Origin of the sequence: Bradyrhizobium sp. SZCCHNRI2009 (assembly GCF_032485115.1) — a bacterium.
Classification (GTDB): Bacteria; Pseudomonadota; Alphaproteobacteria; order Rhizobiales; family Xanthobacteraceae; genus Bradyrhizobium.
In genome coordinates this window covers 395,412-417,316 of record NZ_JAUEUH010000002.1, presented here as the reverse complement: position 1 = coordinate 417,316, position 21,905 = coordinate 395,412, and the positions used below count along the sequence as shown (strand labels likewise).

Annotated in this window: 20 protein-coding genes; 5 read left to right on the top strand and 15 right to left on the bottom strand. The window is 65.5% G+C overall.

What is annotated here, in order from left to right:
• Entirely contained in the window at positions 1-762 is a 762-nt protein-coding gene (locus tag QX041_RS09435) for a sulfite exporter TauE/SafE family protein (RefSeq protein WP_316165439.1), read from the top strand.
• Between the two features lie 87 nt (positions 763-849).
• Here QX041_RS09435 and clpA read toward each other — a convergent pair whose 3' ends face one another.
• Positions 850-3,237, bottom strand: coding sequence for an ATP-dependent Clp protease ATP-binding subunit ClpA (gene clpA, locus QX041_RS09430; RefSeq protein ID WP_315718374.1), 2,388 nt, complete (start codon positions 3,235-3,237; stop codon positions 850-852).
• Between the two features lie 410 nt (positions 3,238-3,647).
• A complete protein-coding gene (gene clpS, locus QX041_RS09425; RefSeq protein ID WP_008960690.1) occupies positions 3,648-3,980 on the bottom strand; it encodes an ATP-dependent Clp protease adapter ClpS in 333 nt (110 codons plus the stop codon).
• A gap of 490 nt (positions 3,981-4,470) precedes the next feature.
• Here clpS and QX041_RS09420 point away from each other — a divergent pair, with 490 nt between their 5' ends.
• A complete protein-coding gene (locus QX041_RS09420) occupies positions 4,471-6,246 on the top strand; it encodes a pilus assembly protein (protein WP_315752999.1) in 1,776 nt (591 codons plus the stop codon).
• Between the two features lie 91 nt (positions 6,247-6,337).
• On the opposite strand, the gene QX041_RS09415 is transcribed toward QX041_RS09420, so the two are convergent.
• Complete coding sequence (locus tag QX041_RS09415) at positions 6,338-6,679, bottom strand: phasin family protein (RefSeq protein WP_315718372.1); 342 nt, start codon at positions 6,677-6,679, stop codon at positions 6,338-6,340.
• A 429-nt stretch (positions 6,680-7,108) separates the two neighbouring features.
• Between QX041_RS09415 and QX041_RS09410 the strand changes: the two genes are divergently transcribed.
• The gene (locus QX041_RS09410; RefSeq protein ID WP_316165105.1) at positions 7,109-8,857 is read left to right on the top strand and encodes a D-alanyl-D-alanine carboxypeptidase; all 1,749 of its coding nucleotides are present in this window, start codon (positions 7,109-7,111) and stop codon (positions 8,855-8,857) included.
• A gap of 235 nt (positions 8,858-9,092) precedes the next feature.
• On the opposite strand, the gene QX041_RS09405 is transcribed toward QX041_RS09410, so the two are convergent.
• From QX041_RS09405 to QX041_RS09390, 4 genes are all read right to left on the bottom strand, one after another.
• Complete coding sequence (locus QX041_RS09405; RefSeq protein WP_316165104.1) at positions 9,093-9,809, bottom strand: DnaJ domain-containing protein; 717 nt, start codon at positions 9,807-9,809, stop codon at positions 9,093-9,095.
• Positions 9,810-9,919: 110 nt separating this feature from the next.
• Positions 9,920-10,678, bottom strand: coding sequence for a VWA domain-containing protein (locus QX041_RS09400; protein WP_315718370.1), 759 nt, complete (start codon positions 10,676-10,678; stop codon positions 9,920-9,922).
• Between the two features lie 132 nt (positions 10,679-10,810).
• Positions 10,811-11,698, bottom strand: a complete 888-nt coding sequence (locus QX041_RS09395; protein ID WP_315718369.1) for an alpha/beta fold hydrolase — start codon at positions 11,696-11,698, stop codon at positions 10,811-10,813.
• Between the two features lie 412 nt (positions 11,699-12,110).
• On the bottom strand, positions 12,111-13,034 hold the full coding sequence (locus QX041_RS09390; protein WP_315718368.1) for a division plane positioning ATPase MipZ: 924 nt from the start codon (positions 13,032-13,034) through the stop codon (positions 12,111-12,113).
• A 262-nt stretch (positions 13,035-13,296) separates the two neighbouring features.
• Between QX041_RS09390 and panC the strand changes: the two genes are divergently transcribed.
• Positions 13,297-14,148: a pantoate--beta-alanine ligase gene (gene panC, locus QX041_RS09385; protein WP_315753003.1), complete on the top strand. Its 852-nt coding sequence runs from the start codon at positions 13,297-13,299 to the stop codon at positions 14,146-14,148.
• Positions 14,149-14,258: 110 nt separating this feature from the next.
• On the opposite strand, the gene QX041_RS09380 is transcribed toward panC, so the two are convergent.
• From QX041_RS09380 to mgtE, 8 genes are all read right to left on the bottom strand, one after another.
• Positions 14,259-14,699, bottom strand: coding sequence for a DUF1489 domain-containing protein (locus QX041_RS09380; protein WP_315718366.1), 441 nt, complete (start codon positions 14,697-14,699; stop codon positions 14,259-14,261).
• Between the two features lie 23 nt (positions 14,700-14,722).
• The gene (locus QX041_RS09375; protein ID WP_316165103.1) at positions 14,723-15,715 is read right to left on the bottom strand and encodes a hypothetical protein; all 993 of its coding nucleotides are present in this window, start codon (positions 15,713-15,715) and stop codon (positions 14,723-14,725) included.
• Between the two features lie 298 nt (positions 15,716-16,013).
• Positions 16,014-16,205 (bottom strand): hypothetical protein, encoded by a 192-nt coding sequence (locus QX041_RS09370; protein WP_315718364.1) that lies wholly within the window; start codon positions 16,203-16,205, stop codon positions 16,014-16,016.
• A 239-nt stretch (positions 16,206-16,444) separates the two neighbouring features.
• Positions 16,445-17,104 (bottom strand): glutathione S-transferase family protein, encoded by a 660-nt coding sequence (locus tag QX041_RS09365; RefSeq protein WP_316165102.1) that lies wholly within the window; start codon positions 17,102-17,104, stop codon positions 16,445-16,447.
• 163 nt (positions 17,105-17,267) lie between these two features.
• Positions 17,268-18,128, bottom strand: a complete 861-nt coding sequence (locus tag QX041_RS09360; RefSeq protein ID WP_316165100.1) for a hypothetical protein — start codon at positions 18,126-18,128, stop codon at positions 17,268-17,270.
• A gap of 147 nt (positions 18,129-18,275) precedes the next feature.
• Positions 18,276-19,094 carry an aldo/keto reductase gene (locus tag QX041_RS09355; protein ID WP_316165098.1) on the bottom strand — a complete coding sequence of 273 codons (819 nt, stop codon included), beginning with the start codon at positions 19,092-19,094 and terminating at the stop codon, positions 18,276-18,278.
• 76 nt (positions 19,095-19,170) lie between these two features.
• Complete coding sequence (locus QX041_RS09350) at positions 19,171-19,446, bottom strand: helix-turn-helix domain-containing protein (RefSeq protein ID WP_315718360.1); 276 nt, start codon at positions 19,444-19,446, stop codon at positions 19,171-19,173.
• 81 nt (positions 19,447-19,527) lie between these two features.
• Entirely contained in the window at positions 19,528-20,946 is a 1,419-nt protein-coding gene (mgtE, locus tag QX041_RS09345) for a magnesium transporter (RefSeq protein ID WP_315718359.1), read from the bottom strand.
• A gap of 110 nt (positions 20,947-21,056) precedes the next feature.
• On the opposite strand from mgtE, the gene QX041_RS09340 reads away from it, so the two are divergent.
• Positions 21,057-21,893: a polysaccharide deacetylase family protein gene (locus QX041_RS09340; protein WP_315718358.1), complete on the top strand. Its 837-nt coding sequence runs from the start codon at positions 21,057-21,059 to the stop codon at positions 21,891-21,893.
• The last annotated feature ends 12 nt before the right edge of the window (positions 21,894-21,905 follow it).

The window sequence follows — 21,905 nt, the reverse complement described above, 5'->3', positions numbered from 1 at the left end:
ATGACGGACTGGACGATGCTGGCCCTGCTCGCCCTCGCCGCCTTCGGCTCGGGCATCGTCAATGCGCTGGCCGGCGGCGGCGCGTTCCTGACCTTCCCGACGCTGCTTGCCGCCGGCATTCCCGCGATTGACGCCAACGCTTCCAGCACCGTCGCGCTCTGCCCCGGCCAGTTCGTCAGCGCTTGGGCCTCCCGTGAGATCTTGAACGACGCAAAGGCGCCCTGGCGCCACGACCTCGTGCGGCTGTCGATCATCAGCCTGCTCGGTGGCACGCTCGGCGCCGTGCTGCTCTTGGTCACACCGTCGGCCGCCTTCAGCCGGCTGGTGCCCTGGCTGTTGCTGTTCGCCACGATCGTGTTCGCATTCGGCATGCGTTTTACGCCGAAGGATGGCGCGCACTGGTTCGGGCCGCGGACCATCCAGACGGTGCAGTTCGTGATCGCGATCTATGGCGGCTACTTCGGCGGCGGCATCGGCATCCTGATGCTGGCGGCCCTGGTGTTCTACGGCATGCGCGACATTCGCGCCATGAACGGCATGAAGGTGCTGCTCGCTGCGCTCATGAATATGACGGCCTCCGCCGTCTTTGCGTTCTCAGGCCGCGTGCATTGGCTGGAGACACTGACGATGATGGGCGCTGCCATGGCCGGCGGCTTCGTCGGCGCGCGGCTCGGCCAGATCATCCCGCCAGCCCACGTGCGCCGCTTCATCATTGCCGTCGGCTGCGGCCTGACGGTGTATTTCTTCGTCAAGCCGGCCTGAGCCGGACGTCGCATCAAAGAACCCCGCGTCAAACGAAAAAGGCCGGCGCGATGGCCGGCCTTTCGTAGTCATCTCGTCGCGTCAGGCTTACGCCTTGACCAGCGGTCCCTTCGGCGCCGGCCCCTTCGAGCCGCCGCCGGACTTCGGCTTGCGCTTGCGCGCGGCCGGAACTTCGGACTTCGGCGTGACCGGGCCCTCGACGAACTCGAAGCCGATCTTCTCCTCGACGCCGGATTCGTCCTTGACGAGGACGACACGGACGTGACCGCCGCCCTTCAGCTTGCCGAACAGCACCTCGTCGGCCAGCGGCTTCTTGATGTGCTCCTGGATCACACGGCCCATCGGCCGCGCGCCCATCTGCTCGTCATAGCCGTGCTGGATCAGCCAGGCCTTGGCCGGTTCCGACAGCTCGATCGTGACGTCGCGGTCGGCGAGCTGGGCCTCGAGCTGCAGCACGAACTTCTCGACGACCATTCCGATCACCTCGACGTTGAGGTGCGCGAACGAGACGATGGAGTCGAGCCGATTGCGGAATTCCGGCGCGAACTGCCTGTTGATCGCCTCGTGGTCGTCACCTTCCCGCTTCGAGCGATGGAAGCCGAACGCCTGCTTGGCCATGTCGGCCGCGCCCGCATTCGTGGTCATGATCAGGATCACGTTGCGGAAGTTGACCTGCTTGCCGTTGTGGTCGGTGAGCCGGCCGTGATCCATGATCTGCAACAGCACATTGTACAGGTCCGGATGCGCCTTCTCGATCTCGTCCAGCAGCACCACGCAGTGCGGATGCTGGTCGACGCCATCGGTCAGGAGGCCGCCCTGGTCGAAGCCGACATAGCCAGGAGGCGCGCCGATCAGGCGCGACACCGTGTGCCGCTCCATGTACTCCGACATGTCGAAGCGCAGCAGCTCGACGCCCAGGGTCGAGGCGAGCTGCTTGGCGACCTCGGTCTTGCCGACGCCGGTCGGACCCGAGAACAGATAGCAGCCGATCGGCTTCTCCGGCTCGCGCAGGCCGGCACGGGCCAGCTTGATCGAGGCCGACAGCGAATCGATCGCCTTGTCCTGGCCGAACACCACGCGCTTGAGGGTCTGCTCGAGATGCTTGAGCACCTCGGCATCGTCCTTCGACACGCTCTTCGGCGGGATCCGTGCCATCGTGGCGATCGTGGTCTCGATCTCCTTGATGCCGATCGTCTTCTTGCGCTTGTTCTCGGCCAGCAGCATCTGCGCCGCACCGGATTCGTCGATCACGTCGATCGCCTTGTCCGGCAGCTTGCGGTCATGGATGTAGCGCGACGACAACTGCACCGCGGCCTCGATGGCCTCGTTGGTGTATTTCAGCCGGTGATAGTCCTCGAAGTACGGCTTCAGCCCCTTCAGGATCGCGATCGCATCCTCGACCGACGGCTCGTTGACGTCGATCTTCTGGAACCGGCGCACCAGCGCGCGGTCCTTCTCGAAGTGCTGGCGATACTCCTTGTAGGTCGTCGAGCCCATGCAGCGGATCGAGCCCGAGGCCAGCGCCGGCTTGAGCAGGTTGGACGCATCCATCGCGCCGCCCGACGTCGCACCGGCACCGATCACGGTGTGGATCTCGTCGATGAACAGGATCGCGTTCGGATGCGCCTCGAGTTCCTTGAGCACCTGCTTCAGGCGCTCCTCGAAGTCGCCGCGATAGCGCGTGCCCGCGAGCAAGGTGCCCATGTCGAGCGAGAACACGGTCGCGGCCGACAGCACCTCCGGAACCTCGCTGTCGACGATGCGCTTGGCGAGGCCCTCGGCGATCGCCGTCTTGCCGACGCCGGCTTCGCCGACGAACAGCGGGTTGTTCTTCTGGCGCCGGCACAGCACCTGGATGGCGCGGTTGATCTCGGAGTTTCGGCCGATCACCGGATCGATCTTGCCGTCACGCGCCTTCTTGTTGAGATTGACGCAATAGGTTTCCAGCGCCTCGCCCTTTTTCTTGGAGTCCTCGTTGCCCTTGGCTTCGGTCTCCTCGTCGACGCCGCGAACGGGGCGCGCTTCGGAGACACCAGGGCGCTTGGCGATGCCGTGGCTGATGTAGTTCACGGCATCGTAACGCGTCATGTCCTGCTCCTGCAGGAAGTACGCGGCGTGGCTCTCACGCTCGGCGAAGATTGCGATCAGCACGTTGGCGCCGGTGACCTCTTCGCGGCCCGACGACTGAACGTGGATCACGGCGCGCTGGATCACGCGCTGGAAACCTGCGGTCGGCTTGGCGTCGTCGCTGCCGTCCGTGACCAGATTTTCGAATTCGGTTTCGAGGTAGTTCACGAGACTGCCGCGCAGCTTGTCGAGGTCGACGCTGCATGCGCGCATCACGGCCGCTGCATCGGAGTCATCGATCAAGGACAGAAGGAGGTGTTCCAGTGTCGCGTATTGATGATGACGCTCGTTGGCGATCGCCAGCGCACGATGCAGGGATTGTTCAAGGCTTTGAGAAAAAGTCGGCATGCGCGTCCTCTGTGGCCCCTTGCCATCATGATCGCCGCCGCCCGGTCAGGCAACAACAACCTTCGTCAAATATAGTTATAACCGAGTGCGACAAAAGACCGGCCGAGCCGCTCGATTACGGGTTCACCGGATCGTCAATGCAAAACCCGTTCCGATTGCGGCAAATCCGGCTGCGACAACCGAACGGCGCGCGCCGCCGAGCGGGGAGAGATAAGGACCAGAGCGGCCGTAATTCTTCGGACGAGAAGTGAAACCTGCCCGGATTGCGCTGACCTCGTCTGCGGCAATTTGCGGCTTTCGATGACCCTTCGTCCAATGCCGATTCGCGGTGATCAATCGGGCAGCGCCCCAGCCCCCGCCCCTGGCTCGCAGATGCGCGCGTCGGCGGCTCCCTTCGCGGAGGGAGCCGGCTATTTCTTCTCCATCACACACTGCAACGGGTGCTGGTGCTTGCGGGCGAAGTCCATCACCTGCGTCACCTTGGTCTCGGCGATCTCGTAGGTGAAGACGCCGCACTCCCCGATGCCGTGATGATGCACGTGGAGCATGATCTTGGTCGCGGCCTCGACGTCCTTGTTGAAGAACTTCTCCAGGACGTGAACGACGAACTCCATCGGCGTGTAATCGTCGTTCAGGATCAGGACGCGGTAGAGGTTGGGGCGCTTGGTCTTCGGCTTGACCTTGGTGATCACGGACGTGACCGGGCCACCGGTGCCACCGGACTTGTTGTCGTTATTGCTCATCCTGGGCGCGGATCGGTTCAATCTGGAAGTTGGCTGCGACATCTTGCACGCGTTAGATATGGCTGCGAGGCTCCCAATAAAGAGTTTCCCTCGGCGGGTTGCTCTCAATAAGGGGTGCCCCCCGACCTGTCCCCTGCCGGGCCGCTTTCCGCCACCCGGTCCTGCTTTCCAGATCGCCTGTCCCAGCCGACCGGTCCGGTCGGACCGACACCGGGAATATGGGTCAGCGCCCGGTTTGCCGCAAGCGCAGGCCCAGGACGGACCGACGCTCCGGCAGGACCGATTCCCTGCCCCGGCGATGAGGCGCAAGGTTAATCAAACCGGTCGCATTTTACAAAGCCCATTCAGCGGGCATTGACAGGGAACCAGCCCGGTTGCGGGCGCGGCGCCACGCTGCGGGCATTGGCCCGGTGTTTCGCGGTTTCGATTTACCCGTCCTTGACGAAGCCGAACCGAAAACACCTGCAGAAAACCATAATTGGTGAGCGACATGACCGATGTCTCCTTCATTCGACTCTGCCGCCGCGCCGTCCGACGGTTCGCCTGCGACCGCGGTGGCAATATCTCCATGCTGTTCGCCATCGCGCTCGTCCCCATCCTGGCCTTCGTCGGGGCAGGCGTCGACTACAGCCGGCTGAATGCCGCGCGGTCGTCGATGCAGGCGGCGCTCGACTCCACCTCGCTGATGCTGTCGCGCGACCTGGCGCAGGGCACGATCAGCGCAGCCGACATCGGAACCAAGGCAAGCGCCTATTTCAAGGCGCTCTACACCAGCACGGACGCACAGAACGTCACCGTGACGGCCAGCTATACCGCCTCGACCAGCTCGTCGGCCTCCAACATCCAATTGTCGGCCAACGGTCAGATCGTCACCCAGTTCATGAAGATTGCCGGCTTTCCGACCATGGACTTCGGCGCCAAAACGACATCGACCTGGGGCGACGTGAAGATGCGGGTGGCGCTCGCGCTCGACAATACCGGCTCGATGGCATCCAGCGGCAAGATGTCCGCGCTGCAGAACGCCGTGGCCGGCAGCGGCGGGCTGATCGACCAGCTCAGCGCGCTGGCCAAGACCCCGGGCGACGTCTACATCTCGGTCGTTCCATTCGCCAAGGTCGTGAACGTCGGCGCAAGCAATTACGCCAAGGACTGGATCGACTGGACCGACTGGCAGAATCCGCCCACGATCCAGCCTGCCAATGGCTCCTATCAGGCCGCAATCCCGAACGGCAGCTACACGCAATCGCAATGGGACATGGTGGGACCGGGATCCTCCTGTCCGTTCAAGTCCGGCAACGGCTTTCCCTACTTCTCCTGCACCAGCGACCCGGCGACCGGGAGTTCGAGCGCCTCGCGGATTCCGACGAGTGGGAGCTACACGGGCTACATCTGCCCGGGCTACGATTCCGCCTCGCACAGCTATTACAACGGCTGCTGGAACAGCGTTCAGACCAGCACGCGGGTGAACTGGTGCACCGGCAGCTATTGCAGTTGCCCGACCAGCGGCAGCAATCTTCCGAACAACACGTGTAGTTGCACGGGAAGCGGATCCAGCACGGTGTGCAAGGTCAACACCTTCACCCACACCTGGGTCGCCAACACCAAGAGCACCTGGACCGGATGCGTCGCCGACCGCACCCAGCCGAACGACGCAAATGCCGTGTCACCGGCGACCTCCGACGTGACGACGCTGTTCCCGGCCAACCAGCACATGGAGAACAACATCCAGTACTGCAGCAGCACGGCCTCCACGAAACTCGCGGAAATCGTGCCGCTCAGCTACAGCTGGAGCTCGCTGAAGAGCGCGGTCAACGCCATGCAGCCGACCGGCGGCACCAACCAGGCGATCGGACTTGCCTGGGCCGTGCAGTCGCTGATTCCAAACGGCGTGCTGGGCGCGCCGGCGGAGGACGTCAACACCACCTATAACCGTGTCATCATCCTGCTGTCGGACGGCCTGAACACCGAGGACCGCTGGCCCGAATACGGCAACGGCTCGTCGCAAGCCTCGGGCAACCCGATCGACGCGCGCCAGGCCCTGCTCTGCTCGAACCTGAAGAACACCAAGGATTCGAAGGGCAACGCGATGTACACGATCTACACGATCCAGGTGAACACGAGCTCGCCCGCCGATCCGACCTCGGCCGTGCTGCAGAACTGCGCCAGCAGTCCCGACAAGTTCTACATGCTGACGAGCTCGAGCCAGATCGTGACCACGTTCAACTCGATCGGCACCGCATTGTCGAAGCTGCGCGTCGCCAAATAACAGAAGCGCCGGGCACCGACAGCGCTCCACCTTCAGCCAACAAAAAAGCCCGGCGCAAGCCGGGCTTTGTGCTCCCTGCAGGCGCGAACGGTCAGTGCGCGGCCGGCGGGGTGAACTTCGCGGCGATGCCTTCCAGCGGCTTGAACGCCTGCTTGGCGAGATCCGAATACAGCCCGGCGATCTTCTGCGAATCGGCGACGAAGGTCTCGTAGGCCGACTTGGCGAACTCGGTCTGCACCTCGAGCACCTTGTCGAGCGACTTCACGCCCTGGAGCTTCTCGACGAACGACTTGGTGTCCTCGAACGACTTCTTGGTGTAGTCGCCATACGCGGTGGCGATGGCCTGAAGGCCGTTCTGCACGGTGGTCGCGGAGTTCACGACGGTCTCGAACTGCTCTTTGCCGTAGTTCTGAAAGTCTTCAACCTTAAACATGTGGCATTCCTTTCCCTGATTTTGAGCGCCCTCAGGGAAGCCCCGGCTCCCTGACGCATTCATAATATAGTGCAGCGCACAAAAAAATCAAGAATCTTGTGCAATGCACCATCCCGGGCATTGCGGTCTCGACGCACCGTCGGACGCCCCAAGCCGGGGCAGTTCGGCAGAAATACCAGCCATCGCCGCAAGGTTTCTTTAATCCTTTGGCAACTCGACCGTCCTAACCTCTCCGGTGGTCCCGGCCAGCGTCGGCCGAACCGTAAAGCTGTTCTAAAACAGCGTCTTAACAAAACCTCAGTTCGAGGCCTTCGATGCTTGGCAGCGTCACGGCGCGATCGGGAGGTCCGACAGGCACGGTTACGGGGGCGTTCGGCACAATTTCGCCTTACGAGCCGGTGATCACGTCAGAAATTGGACGGGGATTTCATGCTTCGCAAAAAAATGGCTTCCTCGCGCCTGTTGCGAGTTGGCGTCTACGGACTGATCACCCTCGCGACGGCAGCAGTGGTCACGGTCGACAGCGCGGAGGCGCGTCGGCGCCATCGGCAGCATCACGCGCGTCACTCGCCCCATAATGACGAGGGCAGCTACAGCCCGGCGTTCGCGTCGATCGTCGTCGACGGCAATTCCGGCGCGACGCTGACGGCGACCAATCCCGACGCCTTGCGGCACCCCGCCTCGCTCACCAAGATCATGACGCTCTATTTGCTGTTCGAGCGGCTCGATTCCGGCAAGATGAAGCTCGACACCGAGATGCCGGTGTCCGAGCACGCCTCCGAGCAGTCGCCGACCAAGCTCGGCCTGCGCCCCGGCCAGAGCATCCGCGTCGAGGACGCGATCAAGGGCCTGGTGACGCGCTCCGCCAACGACGCCGCCGTGGTCATCGCAGAAGCGATCGGCGGCGACGAGGACGAGTTCGCCAAGATGATGACGCGCAAGGCGCGCTCGCTCGGCATGAGCCGCACCACCTATGTGAACGCCTCCGGCCTCCCGGCCGACGCGCAGATCACGACGGCGCGTGACCAGTCGATCCTCGGCCGCGCGATCCAGGACCGCTTCCCGCGGTACTACCGCTACTTCTCGACGGTGGTGTTCAATTATCGCGGCCAGTCGATCCGCAACCACAATCATCTGCTCGGCAATGTCGAGGGCATCGACGGCATCAAGACCGGCTACACCCGCGCCTCCGGCTTCAACATCGTGACCTCGCTGCGCCGCGGCAACCGCCATCTGATCGGCGTCGTACTCGGCGGCCGCAGCGGCGGCTCGCGTGACGCCATCATGCGCAACCTGCTCGCCGAAAATCTCGACAAGGGCGCGACCCGGCGCACCGTGGCGGCGATCGGCGAGCGCGGCGGCTCCGACAGCGGCGATGCCGATCAGGGCACGATGCAGCTCGCCTCGGCGGCGCCGGAGACGCCGGCCCCGAGCCGCGCCTCCAAGATCATCTCAACCCTCTCGGAAGCCACCGCGGCCCTGCCGCCGGCGGCACCGAGAGAGGCCAAGGTCGAGCCGGCGCCGATGACCTCCGGCGTGATCCAGAGCCAGCCGATGTCGATCGTTCCCGGCTCGACCGAGCCGATGAAGCCGGTCAAGGTCAGGACGGTCCAGGTCAAGGCCGGCGCGGTCAAGCTCGCGACCGCCGCGCCGCAGCCGGCCGCCCCTGCTCCCGCACCCTTCGCTCAGCGTGTCGAGGCCATCGAGCCGGCGCCGCCGATCGCCCGTACCGAGGCCGCCCGTCCCGACATGCCGCCGCAGCCGCCGGGCCATGGCACCGGCAACGGCATTCTCGGCGTGCTGCCCGCCTCCAGCCTGCCGGCAGGCTCGTCGCAGGCCATGGCCTATGCGGCGCCTCCGGCCCAGCCGGCGCCGACGCAGATCGCCTCCGCGAGCGCTGCGCCGGAGCTTCCGAGCAAGCCTTCCGTCACGCGCAGCGGCTGGATCATCCAGGTCGGAGCGCTGGACAACGAGGCCGAGGCCCAGAAGCGGATCGAGGCGGCCCGCAGCTCGGCGCAAGGTCTCCTCAGCAAGGCCGATCCCTTCACCGAGACGGTTGCGAAGGGCGACAAGAAGCTGATCCGCGCCCGCTTCGCCGGGCTCGATCGTGATCAGGCCGAGGCCGTCTGCAAGAAGCTGAAGCGCGCCGACATCTCCTGCATGACCGTGCACAACTAACGCCGGCACTGATCCTGTTCCGATGAGGCCCGCGCGACACAGCGCGGGCCTTTTCGTTTGCGGACCACGCGATCGACGGCGGGACGCACGGGTGCAAACCACTCGTCAAGGATTTCCCGCTAGAACTTTTTCACCATGACGAACGATCGTGCCTGGCAAGGGCGAGAGCCGCCGGCGTCGACAAAGTTGCGTTGAAAGCGGGTTCGGTGTTGTGGCGTTGGTGGCGTTGCCGGAGTTAGCCGTGATGCGTACGAAGCAGAGTATCCTTGGCCTCGTTCACCCGGGCGGCGAGGTACGTCGACCCCCCTTGGTCGGGATGCAGTTTCTTCATGAGCGCGCGGTGGGCACGCCCGATCTCGTCTCGCCCCGCGCCCGGCTGCAGGCCAAGGATCTGATAGGCCTCCTCTTCCGTCATTTTGGAGCTCGACGCCGCGCGGCCCTGCCGCCCTGCCGCATCGCCCTGCGCGTGCTGACGCCAAGCGGGAAACCGGCGGTCCAGATAAGTTTCAAGTAGAGCGACGCTGTCGGCATCGAGGCTCGGCGTCATCGCGGCGAGCTGCGGCAGATCGAACTCGTCCAGCGACCGGCCGGCATGGGCGCCGGCGACAAAGCGGCCCTGCATCTGCCCGCTGTCATGATCGAGCACCATCTCGATGAATTGCGAGCGCACTCGCGAGCTCTGACCGGACGAGCGCTGCCCACCCAGCCCGAACATGCTGCCGACATTGCCGAGACCACCGGGTGACCAGCCGAGCAGCCCCGCCCCGAACAACCCGATCGGGATCGCCACCACAAGCTCGCCGCGGAGGCCGGTGAAGGCTGCCACCGCAAGGCAGCCGATACCGCCGGCAACCTTGATCGCGCGCGCCAGCGCCGCCGGATTCGCGTTCCGGAACATCTGCAGCAACAGATAAAGGGTGATGACGGCGACGGCGCCAGCGATCAGTGTCATGACCCGAATATAGGGCGTGCCGGGACAAAAAGCATGATCGGCTGCGTCCGCGACCGGCAGGCTCGAGCCGCTGCGCCGGGCTTGACGTTGGCGGCCTCCGAAATCGATCTCTACTTCATCTGCCCGATCAGGCGCGCCGCGCCCGCTTCAGAGCCGGCCAGCCGGAGCAGCGCCGCGCGGCCACCCGCCGCGTAGGCCGCGGCGGCGCGCAGAAGGTCGCGCAACTGCGCGGATGCGCCGGGATCGAAACGGCACCATGCTCCCCCCGACAGCCGCGCCATCTCGCGAAACGCCTGCTCGGCCGCGGGCTCATTGCCCTCCTGGAACATGAACAGCGGAACCTTCAGCAGGCCGAGCTCGCCGGCCTTTGCGCAGAGCACGTCGACATTCTCCTCCATCGCGTCGCCAACGAACACGACGGCGCGGATTCCGGATGCTGTCGCATGGCGCCGCGCCTCGGCAAGAACCTTGCCGATCTGGGTCTGGCCGCCGCGGCAATCGATCTTGCCCATCAGCCGGGCGAGCTCAGCGCTGTCGGATATCCAGCCAGTGGCGCGGCATTCATCGAAGCCACGATAGTACACCAACCGGATATCGAGGCTGCCGAGTGCGGCGGCCTCGCGAAACATGTCGGCCTGCAGGGCACAGGCCATGTCCCAGGTTGGCTGGCGGCTCAGGGTCGCATCAAGCGCAAAGACGAGACGGCCTCTGGTTCCCTGAGCGGCTGGAGCCATGGCCTTGGCCTGCGCAACGAACGCCGCAACGGCGTCTGCCGTGGAACGCTCATTGTCGGGCAACCGCTGCTGGCGCGATCCCTCTTCGGCCGAGGTCAACGGGGCAGAACCGGGCTTCGAACGATCATCGACCATGCACGCACCTTGCTCGGACGCGCATCATGTGGGCAGGCGGACGGACGGCTTCAACGACGACAACGCATCTGCCCGCCGACGTGGCAGGCAAGGATCAGGCGAGGCTGGCGCGCGCCCCGGCGGCTTGCGCGCTCAATGCGTCAGCGGCTTGGCCGGCGTCGCGGTCTTGCCAACCGGCGCATAAGGCGCGACGGGACCCGGATCGAGCAACGGGGTCTTGGTCTCGACCGGCCCGATGTCGCTGGTGCTGTCGCTATCGGCGAGGAACTTGTCCAGCATGGCCTGGATCGACGACTTGGCGTCGTCAGGTCCGGTGTCGCGCATGTCGTTGTGCTGGAAGTCCGTCTTGACGACGGTGATGCCTTCCTTCTCGCAGATGTCGTCGCTCGGGATCACGCCGGGATCGGTCTTGAATTGCGGGTCCTTCGAGCGGAACGACAGGATCTTGAACTTGCCGTCGGTGACGAACGGGACGCGGAGGTTGTCGAGCGTGACGACCTTCCGGACGTCTTCGGGATACTGCTTGGCGAAATACATCGAGATGTCGCCGCCCATCGAATGACCAACCATCGTCAGATGATCATAGTCGGCATTCGGCTGCACCTGGTGCATCTGCTCGACGGCGAACCGGATGTTGGCGACACCGCGCTGGATCTGCGGCAGCCGGCCGACATAGGGCTCGCCGACCTTCGTCACCATCGGCGCATCGGTCGGCAGGTCGTGCTGGATGCTGACCGCCATGTAGCCGCGCGCAGCAAATACGTTGGCCAGGAACGAGTACTCGGTGAACTTGACGGTGTTGCCGTGATTGAGGATCGCGACCGGCAGCTTGATCATGCCGGCTTCGGCCTGCATCTCCTTGTCGCGCCGGACGGCCACGGCGACCTCGACCAGCCGGTTGTCGCGCGAGGCGTCATAGAACCTGATGGTCTCGTGCCGGATAGCCCACTTGCTCGCGGTGAAGTAGCCGACCGCCGCCAGCACGCTGACAGACACAAGAACGGTTATTCCACGCTTCATGTTCGTCCCTCGGGAGCACAATCAAAGGTAGTTTTGAACCTGTAAGACTCTCGCGACCCGTTCTGTTTAATATATGTAACGGCGCTGTGACAGGAAGACCAAATGTTGTGTATCCGTCGCCCGTTCGTTGTGCGCCGCACCTAGTTGCTGTGCAGCATAGCTGGGTTCCGCCGCCCGTCTCTTGCGACTTGAGCCCTGAACGTCAGGTTCAAATCAGTCATGAATTTGACGGTAATCTAGCGAAATTGGCGGCTGCGGCGTTGACCTGAGACAAATCTTCCTCCGTCCGCCCCCAAACAGGCCGGGCGCGCCGTTACCCGCCACCGCTGTCCGCAGATTGTTTAACCAAGCCGGGCGCACGTTCAACGCGCACAATGTCTCAGGCGAGGTCTCGCCCGAATGCGGACGGTATTCAGGCGCTGATGATGTCGTGCAGGTCGAGTGGCTTGTCGACCTGGGCGAACCATTCGGCGCGGTTCGCGGCGCGGCGGCGGCCGCGCTCGTCCAGCGGCAGCTTGAGCTGGCGCAGCAGGCTGGTGACCTCCTCCCGGGCCGTGACGTGGCCGAGATTGGGGCGGGTGCCCAGGGTCGCCTCGTCGATGTCGTCGAGCGCGGTCAGTCCGCGCGGGAAGAACTCACGGTAGACGACGCGTTCGGCAAAGCCGTCGATGGCGCGAAAGCCGAGCCGCAGCGACAGGTCCTTGAGGCCGTCGGCGACCAGTTGCTTGTTGCGGGAGCCGAGCATCGACAGCCGGTTGCGGACCACGATCCAGTCGGTCATCGCACCGTCCACCTGGCGGCGCTTGCGCCGGACGTCACGCACCATCTCCGCATAGTGGCTCTCGCCGGTCACGGCATAGGTCGCGGGATCGACCGTTCCCAGCACGTCGAAGTCGAGGAAGCTGTCGTTGATCGGCGTGACCAGCGTATCCGCCATCGAATGCGCCAGGCGCATCAGGTAGCTGTCGTTGCCGGGCGTATCGATGACGATGAAATCGAACGAGCGTTCGACGGCGCTCACGGCCTCCATGAACTGCTGGAACTCGGTGTTCTCGTTCTCGTCGATCTGCAACGTCCGGCCGAGCTGGATGCAGTAGTGCGTCGGCAGTTCGAGGCGCAGGCCGGTGCGGCGCGCCCAGGCGCTCCGGTTGTTGATGTAATGGGTGAAGCTCTGCTGGCGGCAATCGAGATCGATCGTGGCGACACGCTGGCCGGCCTTCAGGAGTGCCACGGCAATGTGCAGGGCGGTGGTCGACTTGCCCGACCCGCCCTTCTCGTTTCCAAGCACAACCACGTGGGCCGAGCCCGATTGTCCTTGGCTAGTTTGCACCAGCATGTTGTCGACCTCTTACGATCATCTTCGAGTCACGGTCGTCTGCGGTCAAGTGAAATGCATCGTCATCGTGAATCCCACGGGGGACGCATCCTCCGCTACTACTTGACGCGCGCGTTTACCAACTCCGCATCGGACGCGGAGACGTGCTAACAGGCGTATTCAAGTATGCTGAGCGGCGTGTCGCGTTCTTGTTAAGGGCAGTCGCCCGAGCGTCAAGGCCGAACAGTGCAACCGCAATTTTTCGCTGTGAGATCGAGCAAAAATGTCACGAAGCCCGCGCGTCGCCCGCACCGTTTCCGCCCTCCGCCGCGAGCTCGACAGCTTGCGCGCGAGAAAAGCCAGCATCGCGCTCGTGCCGACCATGGGCGCCCTGCATGAAGGGCACATCTCGCTGGTCCGGCTGGCGAAGCGCCGCGCCGACAAGGTGGTCGTCTCGATCTTCGTCAACCCGACTCAGTTCGCGCCGACGGAGGATTTCGGGTCCTACCCCCGGACCTGGAAGGAGGATGTTGCGAAACTCGCGGCCGAGCGCGTCGATCTGATCTGGCATCCCGACGCGAAGGCGATGTATCCGGACGGCTTCGCGACGCGGATCGTGCCGGAGGGCGCGGCATTGGCCGGGCTGGAGGATCGCTTCCGTCCGCATTTCTTCGGCGGGGTCGCGACCGTGGTCGCCAAGCTGTTCACGCAATGCCGGCCGGACGTCGCGATCTTCGGCGAGAAGGACTATCAGCAGCTCCGCGTCGTCGCCCAGATGGCGCGCGACCTCGATCTCGGCGTCCGTGTCGTCGGATCCCGTACGGTGCGCGAACGCGACGGTCTCGCGATGTCGTCGCGCAATGTCTACCTCACGGCAGACGAGCGGCGGGCGGCGCCGACGCTGCACCGTGTCCTGAAGGAGCTGGCGGCCCGGCTGCGCGCCGGCGACGACATGCAGGCGGCCATTGGGGATGGCGCCGCCGCGATCACCGAAGCCGGCTTTGCCTTGGACTATCTCGAGGTCCGCCACGCGGAGACGCTGGCGCCCATCGCCCCGAACGAGTCAGGACCGAAACGCATCCTGGTCGCGGCCAAGATCGGAACCACGCGACTGATCGACAATATCGCCGCGTGAGCCGCCGGGAGACCAGCCGTCCGCCAACACCGTGAGCGCGCCCTCGCCCGCAAGGCAGAGGCCGCCGCGCGTGAGATGCTCACGCGCAACACCACCGGCTCATCGAAGTCCTACAGCAGGCCGAGATCGCGCAGCTCGCGGCGCAGCGGCTCGGGCATGGCTTCGACGCCCGCCGCACCGGACTTTCCGAGATCGGCCGGCGCATCCTCGGCGGTCAGATAGCGCCAGCCCTGGAACGGACGCATCGGCCGCGGCGACACCGCGATCACCTTCGGCTGCATGATGATGCGGCACCGCCCGATGCCGTCGCCGTCGCGGAACGGCTCGATGCCGACGATCTTCTCGCGCGCGGCGACCTCACCGCGAATCACCCAATACAGCGAGCCGCCGGCGAGGATGTCCTCGACCCGTTTCGGCGTCATCCGCGTGACATGGACGTGCTGCTGCGGCAGGCCCTTCTTCTTGGCCGCGAGCATGCGCTCGGCGATCCACTCCTTCAGCTCTTTCACGGACTCGCAGCCGACGGCGAGCTTGATCAGGTGCAGAGGCATGATGGCGGTTCGACCAGCGGGATCTATTCGTTGTTGGCGGCCGGCTCGGCGGCCTCAGGCGCCGCTTGAGGCGCCGCAGCGGCCGGCTTCGGCTTCGGCGCGGCCTTCTTGGCCGCCGGCGGCGCCTGGGCGTGGCTGGCAGCCACGGTCGGTGGGGCTGCGGGCGGCGCAAGCTGCGTCGGCGGTTTCGGCGCGGCGGCTGCCGGGGCGACCGAGCGCGTCGCGGCCGTCGGCTCGGGATTCATGATGCTGACCGGCGGGGTGTTCGCCGAGCTGGGAAATTCGGCGGTCGTCGGCTTGCCGTTCGGCGCCGACGGCGCCAGCCCTGGAGGCGCCAATCCCGCAAAGGTTCCAGCGGCCGGTTGGCCCGGCGCCGCATTCCACTGCGAGGCGTAGCGCGTCACCAGCCCCTCATAGGTCCGCCCTTCCATGTTGTTCATCAGTTGCTGGCGATCACCCACGGCACGGAACATCACGCAATCGCTAGGCGTACAGCGGTCGCGTGTCAGCAGCACATAGGCCATCAGGCCATAACGATCGCGCTCGACGGCGCGGCGCAGCGCCAGCAGCTCCGCGGTCATCACCTTGTTGGCGCTGGCGACGTCGCCCACCTGGGACAGCCGGCTGAGCATGCCCGCCGCATAACTGACGGCCGCGGCGGTCATCTCGGCCGATCCGAACAGGCTCTTCTCGCAATTCGCGAGCACCAGATCGCCGGCGAGATCATCCACGCAGGCCAGGGCGGGTACCGAGAGGCCGACGGAGGCGGTCACCGCAGGATCGCCATTGGCGCCACGCGGGGTCGCATCCTGGCTCCGCATCATCGACGCCACCGCAATCCCGACCGCCAGCAGCGTGATCACCGTCAGCGCGCCGTTGGCGACCGATTTCTCGGCCCTGAGCAGCGTCATCAGCACGACCAGTGCAAAGAAACCCGCCGCGGCAACGGTGAGCCACATCGGGAACGCCGGTGAGTTCAAGAGCTGATCCAACGAGGAAGGCCAGGTCGAGTTCATGCGCGCTTGTTCCTGACGCGGGCCAGCGAAAACGGCCCCGATGGCGTCCCTACATGGGACGGCCGTGAAACGATCATCAAATTCAAATGATCACCCGATCGATTGCGGCCCCACCAAGACAATAAGACGATTCCATACGCCTGCGGGCGCCGGATGGTGTGGAGCTACCCGCTATCCCCAAAGGGATCGCGCAGCAATCGTCATCGCCTCGCGCCACGGCTCCCGAACGCGTGGCAACTCCCCCTCTCGCTTCGGCCATGTCTCCGGCGGCCGCGTCCGCCGACGCGGCACGTCATCTTCAAGACAAGGCCAATTGGCTCTCTCTGGCAACCCGCTCGAAGGCTTCCGTCGAGCTTTTGATCCGATACTGGCAGTCGTCGTCTTCCGTCGGAAGCTGGCGGATGATCTCGTAGGTGCCTGTGGCGGCCGGACGCGAGACGTTGCTCGCGGTGAAATAGACGGTCGCCCCAATGGGGAACTTGTGTTTCAACGCCCTCTCCTGCTCGCATGCCGGCAAGAGCCCCTGGTCCCGCTGCCCGGGCCGGCGTGTCTTTATAAATATCGCGCTTATATCACGCCGCCGCCCGCCCTGACCAGCGACCTCACGACATGGCAAACGCGGAGATTGCGAGAGTCTTCAACGGGATGGGCCCGCAAACGGTATTCTTGGACGAGCGGGTCGGGGTTCGCTCGTCCACCACGGACCAAATCGCGAACGGACGAGACCGCTCAGATGTTCTCGACCCGCTCGATGACCCAGTCCTCCGCCAGGCCGTCCTTCACCCAGGCCGCGAAGGCCGGCATCGCCATCATCATGTCCATGTAGGCGCGGGTTTCGGCGGCGACCGGAATGGCGAAACTGTGGAAGCGCGTGACCACCGGCGCGAACATGGCGTCGGCGGCGCCGAAGCGGCCGAACAGGAACGGCCCGCCATGGCCGTAGCGGGCACGGCAGTCGCGCCAGATGTCCTCGATCCGGGCGATGTTGGCCCTGGCATCGGCAGACAGCTCCACCGGCCGCACCGGCCGGTGCAGGTTCATCGGGCATTCGTTGCGCAAGGCCGGAAAGCCGGAGTGCATCTCCGCGCAGACGGATCGGGCATGGGCGCGCGCAGCGGCATCGGCGGGCCACAGCCCCGCCTGCGGGAAGCGCTCGGCGAGATATTCGATGATCGCGAGCGAATCCCACACGCTGATCGCGCCATCGATCAGGATCGGCACCTTGCCGGCCGGGGAATGCTCAAGGATGCGCGCCTTGTCGGCGGGATCGGCGGTGTAGAGCGGGATCACGATCTCATCGAAGGCGATGTCGCAGCCGCGCAGCGCCAGCCACGGCCGCATCGACCATGAGGAATAGTTCTTGTTGCCGATCACCAGCTTCAGCGTCATGTCGCACCGTCTCCGTGTTGGGCGTGGACGGCCCGCGCAGCCGCGCCGTCGACGCTCATGCTATGGGCGACGCATACAGGATGATCGGCCGTTGCGTCGACACACAAGCGCTACGCCCCAGACCACGCGCCCGCCCCCGTGCCGTCGCCGGCCGCAGGGCAGATCAGCGGGCGAAATCCTGCGGCGTGAACGACATCTCGATCACCTTCCACTCGTTGTAGCGATCGGGAGGCAACATCGCGTAGGGCTGGCAGGCATTCAACGCCTGGACCGCGCTCTCCTTGAGCTGGATCGCCTTGGAGGCTGCGACGACCTCTATCACCTCCGGCTCCGTCGCCAGCCGTCCATCCGGTGTCATGCCGAAGCGCAGCCTGATGAGCACGTTGTCCGACAGCGACAGCGACGCCGGCAGCCGCGCGCAGCTCCTGACCTTCTGCCGCAGGGCCGCTTCCAGATTGGCGGCGAGGTTCGTCGTCGCGGTCGGTCCGGCGTCCTTGCCGTCCTCCGGGCCGCCGGGACGCGGCAACGGTGACAGCGGCTCGGGGAGACCGAGCATGACCCCATACTTCACCGTGAGATCCGGTTCGGGAGGCACATAGGTCGGCGCGGGTGGCGGCGCCGGCTTGACGGCGGATTTGCTCTCCGCCTTTGCGGCCGTCTTCACCGCCTTGGGCGATGCAGCCTGCACTGGCTGTTTCGCCGCCGGCGCAGGCTGCATCGGAGGATTGGGGGTCTCCCTGGCGTCCTGCGGGGGACTGGGCGGTGGCGGTGCGGCGGCCGCGGGCAAGGCGCTCGGGTCCGGCTGCGGCAGCACCAGATCCGGCGTCGGGGATGGCGATGGCGTGGCGACCGGCTCGGGCGTCTTCTGCGGCTCGTCAGCGTCGACGATGTTGACCTCGATCTCGTCGCTCTTGGGCAGCTCGTAAGGCCGGACCGAGGTCGAGACCACGACCCCACCGGCGATCAGGAGATGCGCGAGCACGGACGCGGCGATGCCCCAACGGATGAACTGCCAACGTTCCATGCTGCTTCACTACGCCCGCGCATGAGCGAAGGCGCGCGGTGCGCCATCGCTCTGATCATCGGCAGGGAATGCGGCAGCCGCCGTCGTGCGGCCCGCCGGCCGCTCCCTGTCATGTCAGGCTGTAGCACAAATGCGCGGGCGCCGCCCTCAATCCCATTTCGGCGCAAAGGCGAAGTTGGTCATCCGTCCTTCGGGGCTGCCCATCGCGAAGATGTCGGCCATGTCCTGCTCCGAGAGCTCGAAATCGAACACGTCGAGGTTCTCGGACAGCCGTTCGACCTTGGAGGTCCGCGGGATCGGCACGACGTTCTGCTGCACCAGCCAACGCAGGCAGATCTGCGCCGGGCTCTTGCCATGGGCGCGGCCGATCCGCGTCAAGGTCGGATCGTTCTTGATCCTGCCCTTGGCGATCGGGCTATAGGCGACGAGCGCGATGCCATGGCGCGCGCAGGCCTCGCGGACCTTGGTCTGATCGAGATAGGGATGATACTCGACCTGATTGCACACCAGCGGCTCCGGCGATGCCGCCACCGCCTCGTCGAGCAGACCGACCGTGAAATTGGACACGCCGATATGGCGTGCGAGCCCGAGCGTCTTGGCATGGGCCAGCGCGCCGAGCGTCTCGGTCAGCGGCACGTGCGGATTGGGCCAGTGCAGCAGCAACAGGTCGACCTCGGAGACGCGCAGCCGGACCAGGCTCTCCTTGGCCGAGCGCTCGAGATCGTGCGGCGCAAAATGCGTGGTCCATACCTTGGTCGTCAGGAACACCTCGTTGCGCCGGACGCGGGACGCACGCAGGCCCTCGCCGACCTCGTGCTCGTTCTCATAGACCTGCGCGGTGTCGATGTGCCGGTAGCCGAGAGTGAGCGCCTGCTCGACGATGCGGCTGCAGGTGCGGCCACGCAGCTCCCAGGTTCCGAGACCCAAGGCGGGAATCCTGGCACCATTGGCCTCGATCATCAGCATGGCCGTACACTCCAGCGCGCGTGCAACATTATGTAGGCACACGCTGGGCGTTGCCAACGCACGACCCGTGGTGGGCTTAAGTCTTGGCTAAAGCCGCGAACACCGTCTCGGGCGCGTGCGCGATGACGGTGAGCAGCGCGCGCGCCGGGCCGCGCGGCATGCGCTTGCCCTGCTCCCAATTGCGGATGGTCTCGACGGGCACACCGAGCTTGGCGGCGAATTCCTGTTGGGTCAGATGCACCCGCCGCCTGAGATCGCGCACTTCGAGCGGAGCCGCGGGCGCCAGCGGAATCTCCTCCCCGTCGCGCAGCTCCACGATCCGTCCATCTGCCTTCAGCCGCAAGCGTTGCATCGTCCGACTCCGTGTCGAGCAACAGTCTCGCCGAACCACGTTAAGGCCGGATTAACGATATAAGTCGTTCAGGCGCCGGGGTTATTTCAGGCCGAACCAGAGCGTGGCGATGCCGAGAAACGAGAAGAAACCGACCACATCGGTCACCGTCGTGACGAAGGTTCCGGAGGCGACGGCGGGGTCGGCGCGGACCCGTTCGAGCACCATCGGGATCAGAATGCCGCCCAGCGCACCCGCGACGAGATTCGAGATCATTGCAAGCCCGATGACGATGCCGAGCCCGGGCATCTTGAACCACGCCACGGCGGCGATGCCAGTGACGAGCGCAAAGGCCAGGCCATTGACGAGCCCGACCAGCCCCTCGCGCATCACCACCCGCATCGCATTGTTCGCCCCGAGCTCCCGCGTCGCCAGCGCGCGCACCGCCACCGTCATGGTCTGGGTCGCGGCATTGCCGCCCTGACTGGCGACGATCGGCGCGAGCACGGCGAGCGCCACCATCTGCTGCAACTGGTCCTCGAACAGGCCGAGCACCGATGACGCCAGGAACGCGGTGGCGAGATTGATCAGCAGCCAGTTGAAGCGGCCCTTGGCGATGGTCCAGACGCTGTCGGACAGTTCCTCGTCGCCCGACACGCCGCCGAGCGCCTTGAAATCCTCGTCGGCCTCCTCCTCGATGACATCGACCACGTCGTCGATGGTGATGACGCCGGCCAGCCGGTTCTCGGCATCGACCACGGGGGCCGCGACCAGATTGTACTTGCCGAACAGCCGCGCCACCTCGGCCAGATCGTCGGTGACGGTGACGCGACGGCGGTCCTCGTCGATCAGATCGGCCAGCGGAACCGGACGGCGGGCGCGCAGCAGCGTATCGAGCGACACCGCACCCTGCCAATGCCGAGCGTCGTCGACCGCATAGATCTCGTAGAACCGCTCGGGCAGATCCCGCGTCTCGCGCATGTAGTCGATGGCCTCGCCGACCGTCCAACCCAGCGGAACCGCGATGAACTCCCTCTGCATGCGGCGGCCGGCCGAGCCCTCGGGATAGTCGAGGCTGCGCGCGAGCGCGTCGCGCTCGGACGGCGGCAGGCGTTCGAGGATCTCCTCCTTGTCCTCCTCGTCGAGGCTTTCCAACAGCTCGACGGCGTCATCGGATTCGAGCTCCCGCACGCCCTCCGCGACGGTCGCGGGCTCGAGCTCCTCGAGGATCTCCTCGCGGACCGCGTCGTCGACCTCGTTCAGCGCGGAGAAGTCGAAATCGGTGCCGGTCAGCTCGACCAGCCGGACACGGTCGTCCGGTGCGAGCGCCGCGATCAGGTCGCCGAGGTCGGCCTCGTGCAGCTCGGCGACCTCGGCGCGCAGGAACGCCTCGTCCTCGGCGGCGATGGCCGCCGTGATGGCCGCGATGAATTCGGCGCGAATCTCGCCGGATTCCGTGCGCATCGGCGCGCGATCGCGTAGAGTTGCATCAGCATGGGCAACGTCCGATGTCTCGTTCATGACGTGCCTCACGCGCTTGATTTCAGAGCAAATGGTCTGATTTGTGCTTTCACGCATTACATAATCGGCAACAGCGAGCGCAACGGGAAAAGATGCGGCCTTGGCGATCGATGACAGGATGGGTAAACGCGGCCGGCGTCGTGGCGGCGCTGCTCGCGGCTGACGTCACCGCGGCCGCGCCTGCCGCATGCCCGCGCGAAGGTACGCTCGGCACGTCGCGCATTCTCACCGTCGACGCCGCGACACATCCGCGCGTCGGACTGAAGAGCTTCCCGGACACGCTGCCGCTGCATGACGGCGAAGTGGTTCTGACCTTCGACGACGGCCCGTCGCCGCCGATGACCGACAAGGTGCTGGCCGCGCTCGCCAGGGAATGCGTGCGCGCGACCTTCTTCCTGGTCGGCGAGCCTGCGTCGCGCCGCGCCGCGTGGGTGCGGAAGATCGCGGCCGAAGGCCACACCATAGGCCATCACAGCTTCACGCATGCGAATCTCGCGCACATCACGCCGGAACAGGCCGTCGATGAGATCGATCGCGGCATCGCCGCCGACGAGAAGGCGCTCAACGGCGCGGAGACGACCACGCCGTCGACGCCATTCTTCCGCTTCCCCTATTTCGAATCGACACCGGCGACGCTCGACCTGCTGCAGTCGCGCGGCATCGTCGTGTTCGGGGCCGATCTCTGGGCCAGCGACTGGAACCCGATGTCACCGCAGCAGACGCTGAAGCTGCTGACCGCCCGGCTGAGCCAGGCGCGCAAGGGCATCATCCTGCTGCACGATCCGCAGCCGCGCACGGTCGCCATGTTGCCCGCGTTCCTGCGCTACCTGAAGAACCACGGCTATCGCGTGGTCCATGTGGTTCCGAAGCAGCCGGCGGATGTGCATCACGAGCAGCGTAGCGAGCGCCCTTCACCTGCGCCGACGCCGCCGCACGAAGGTGGTTAATCCGTCGTTCAG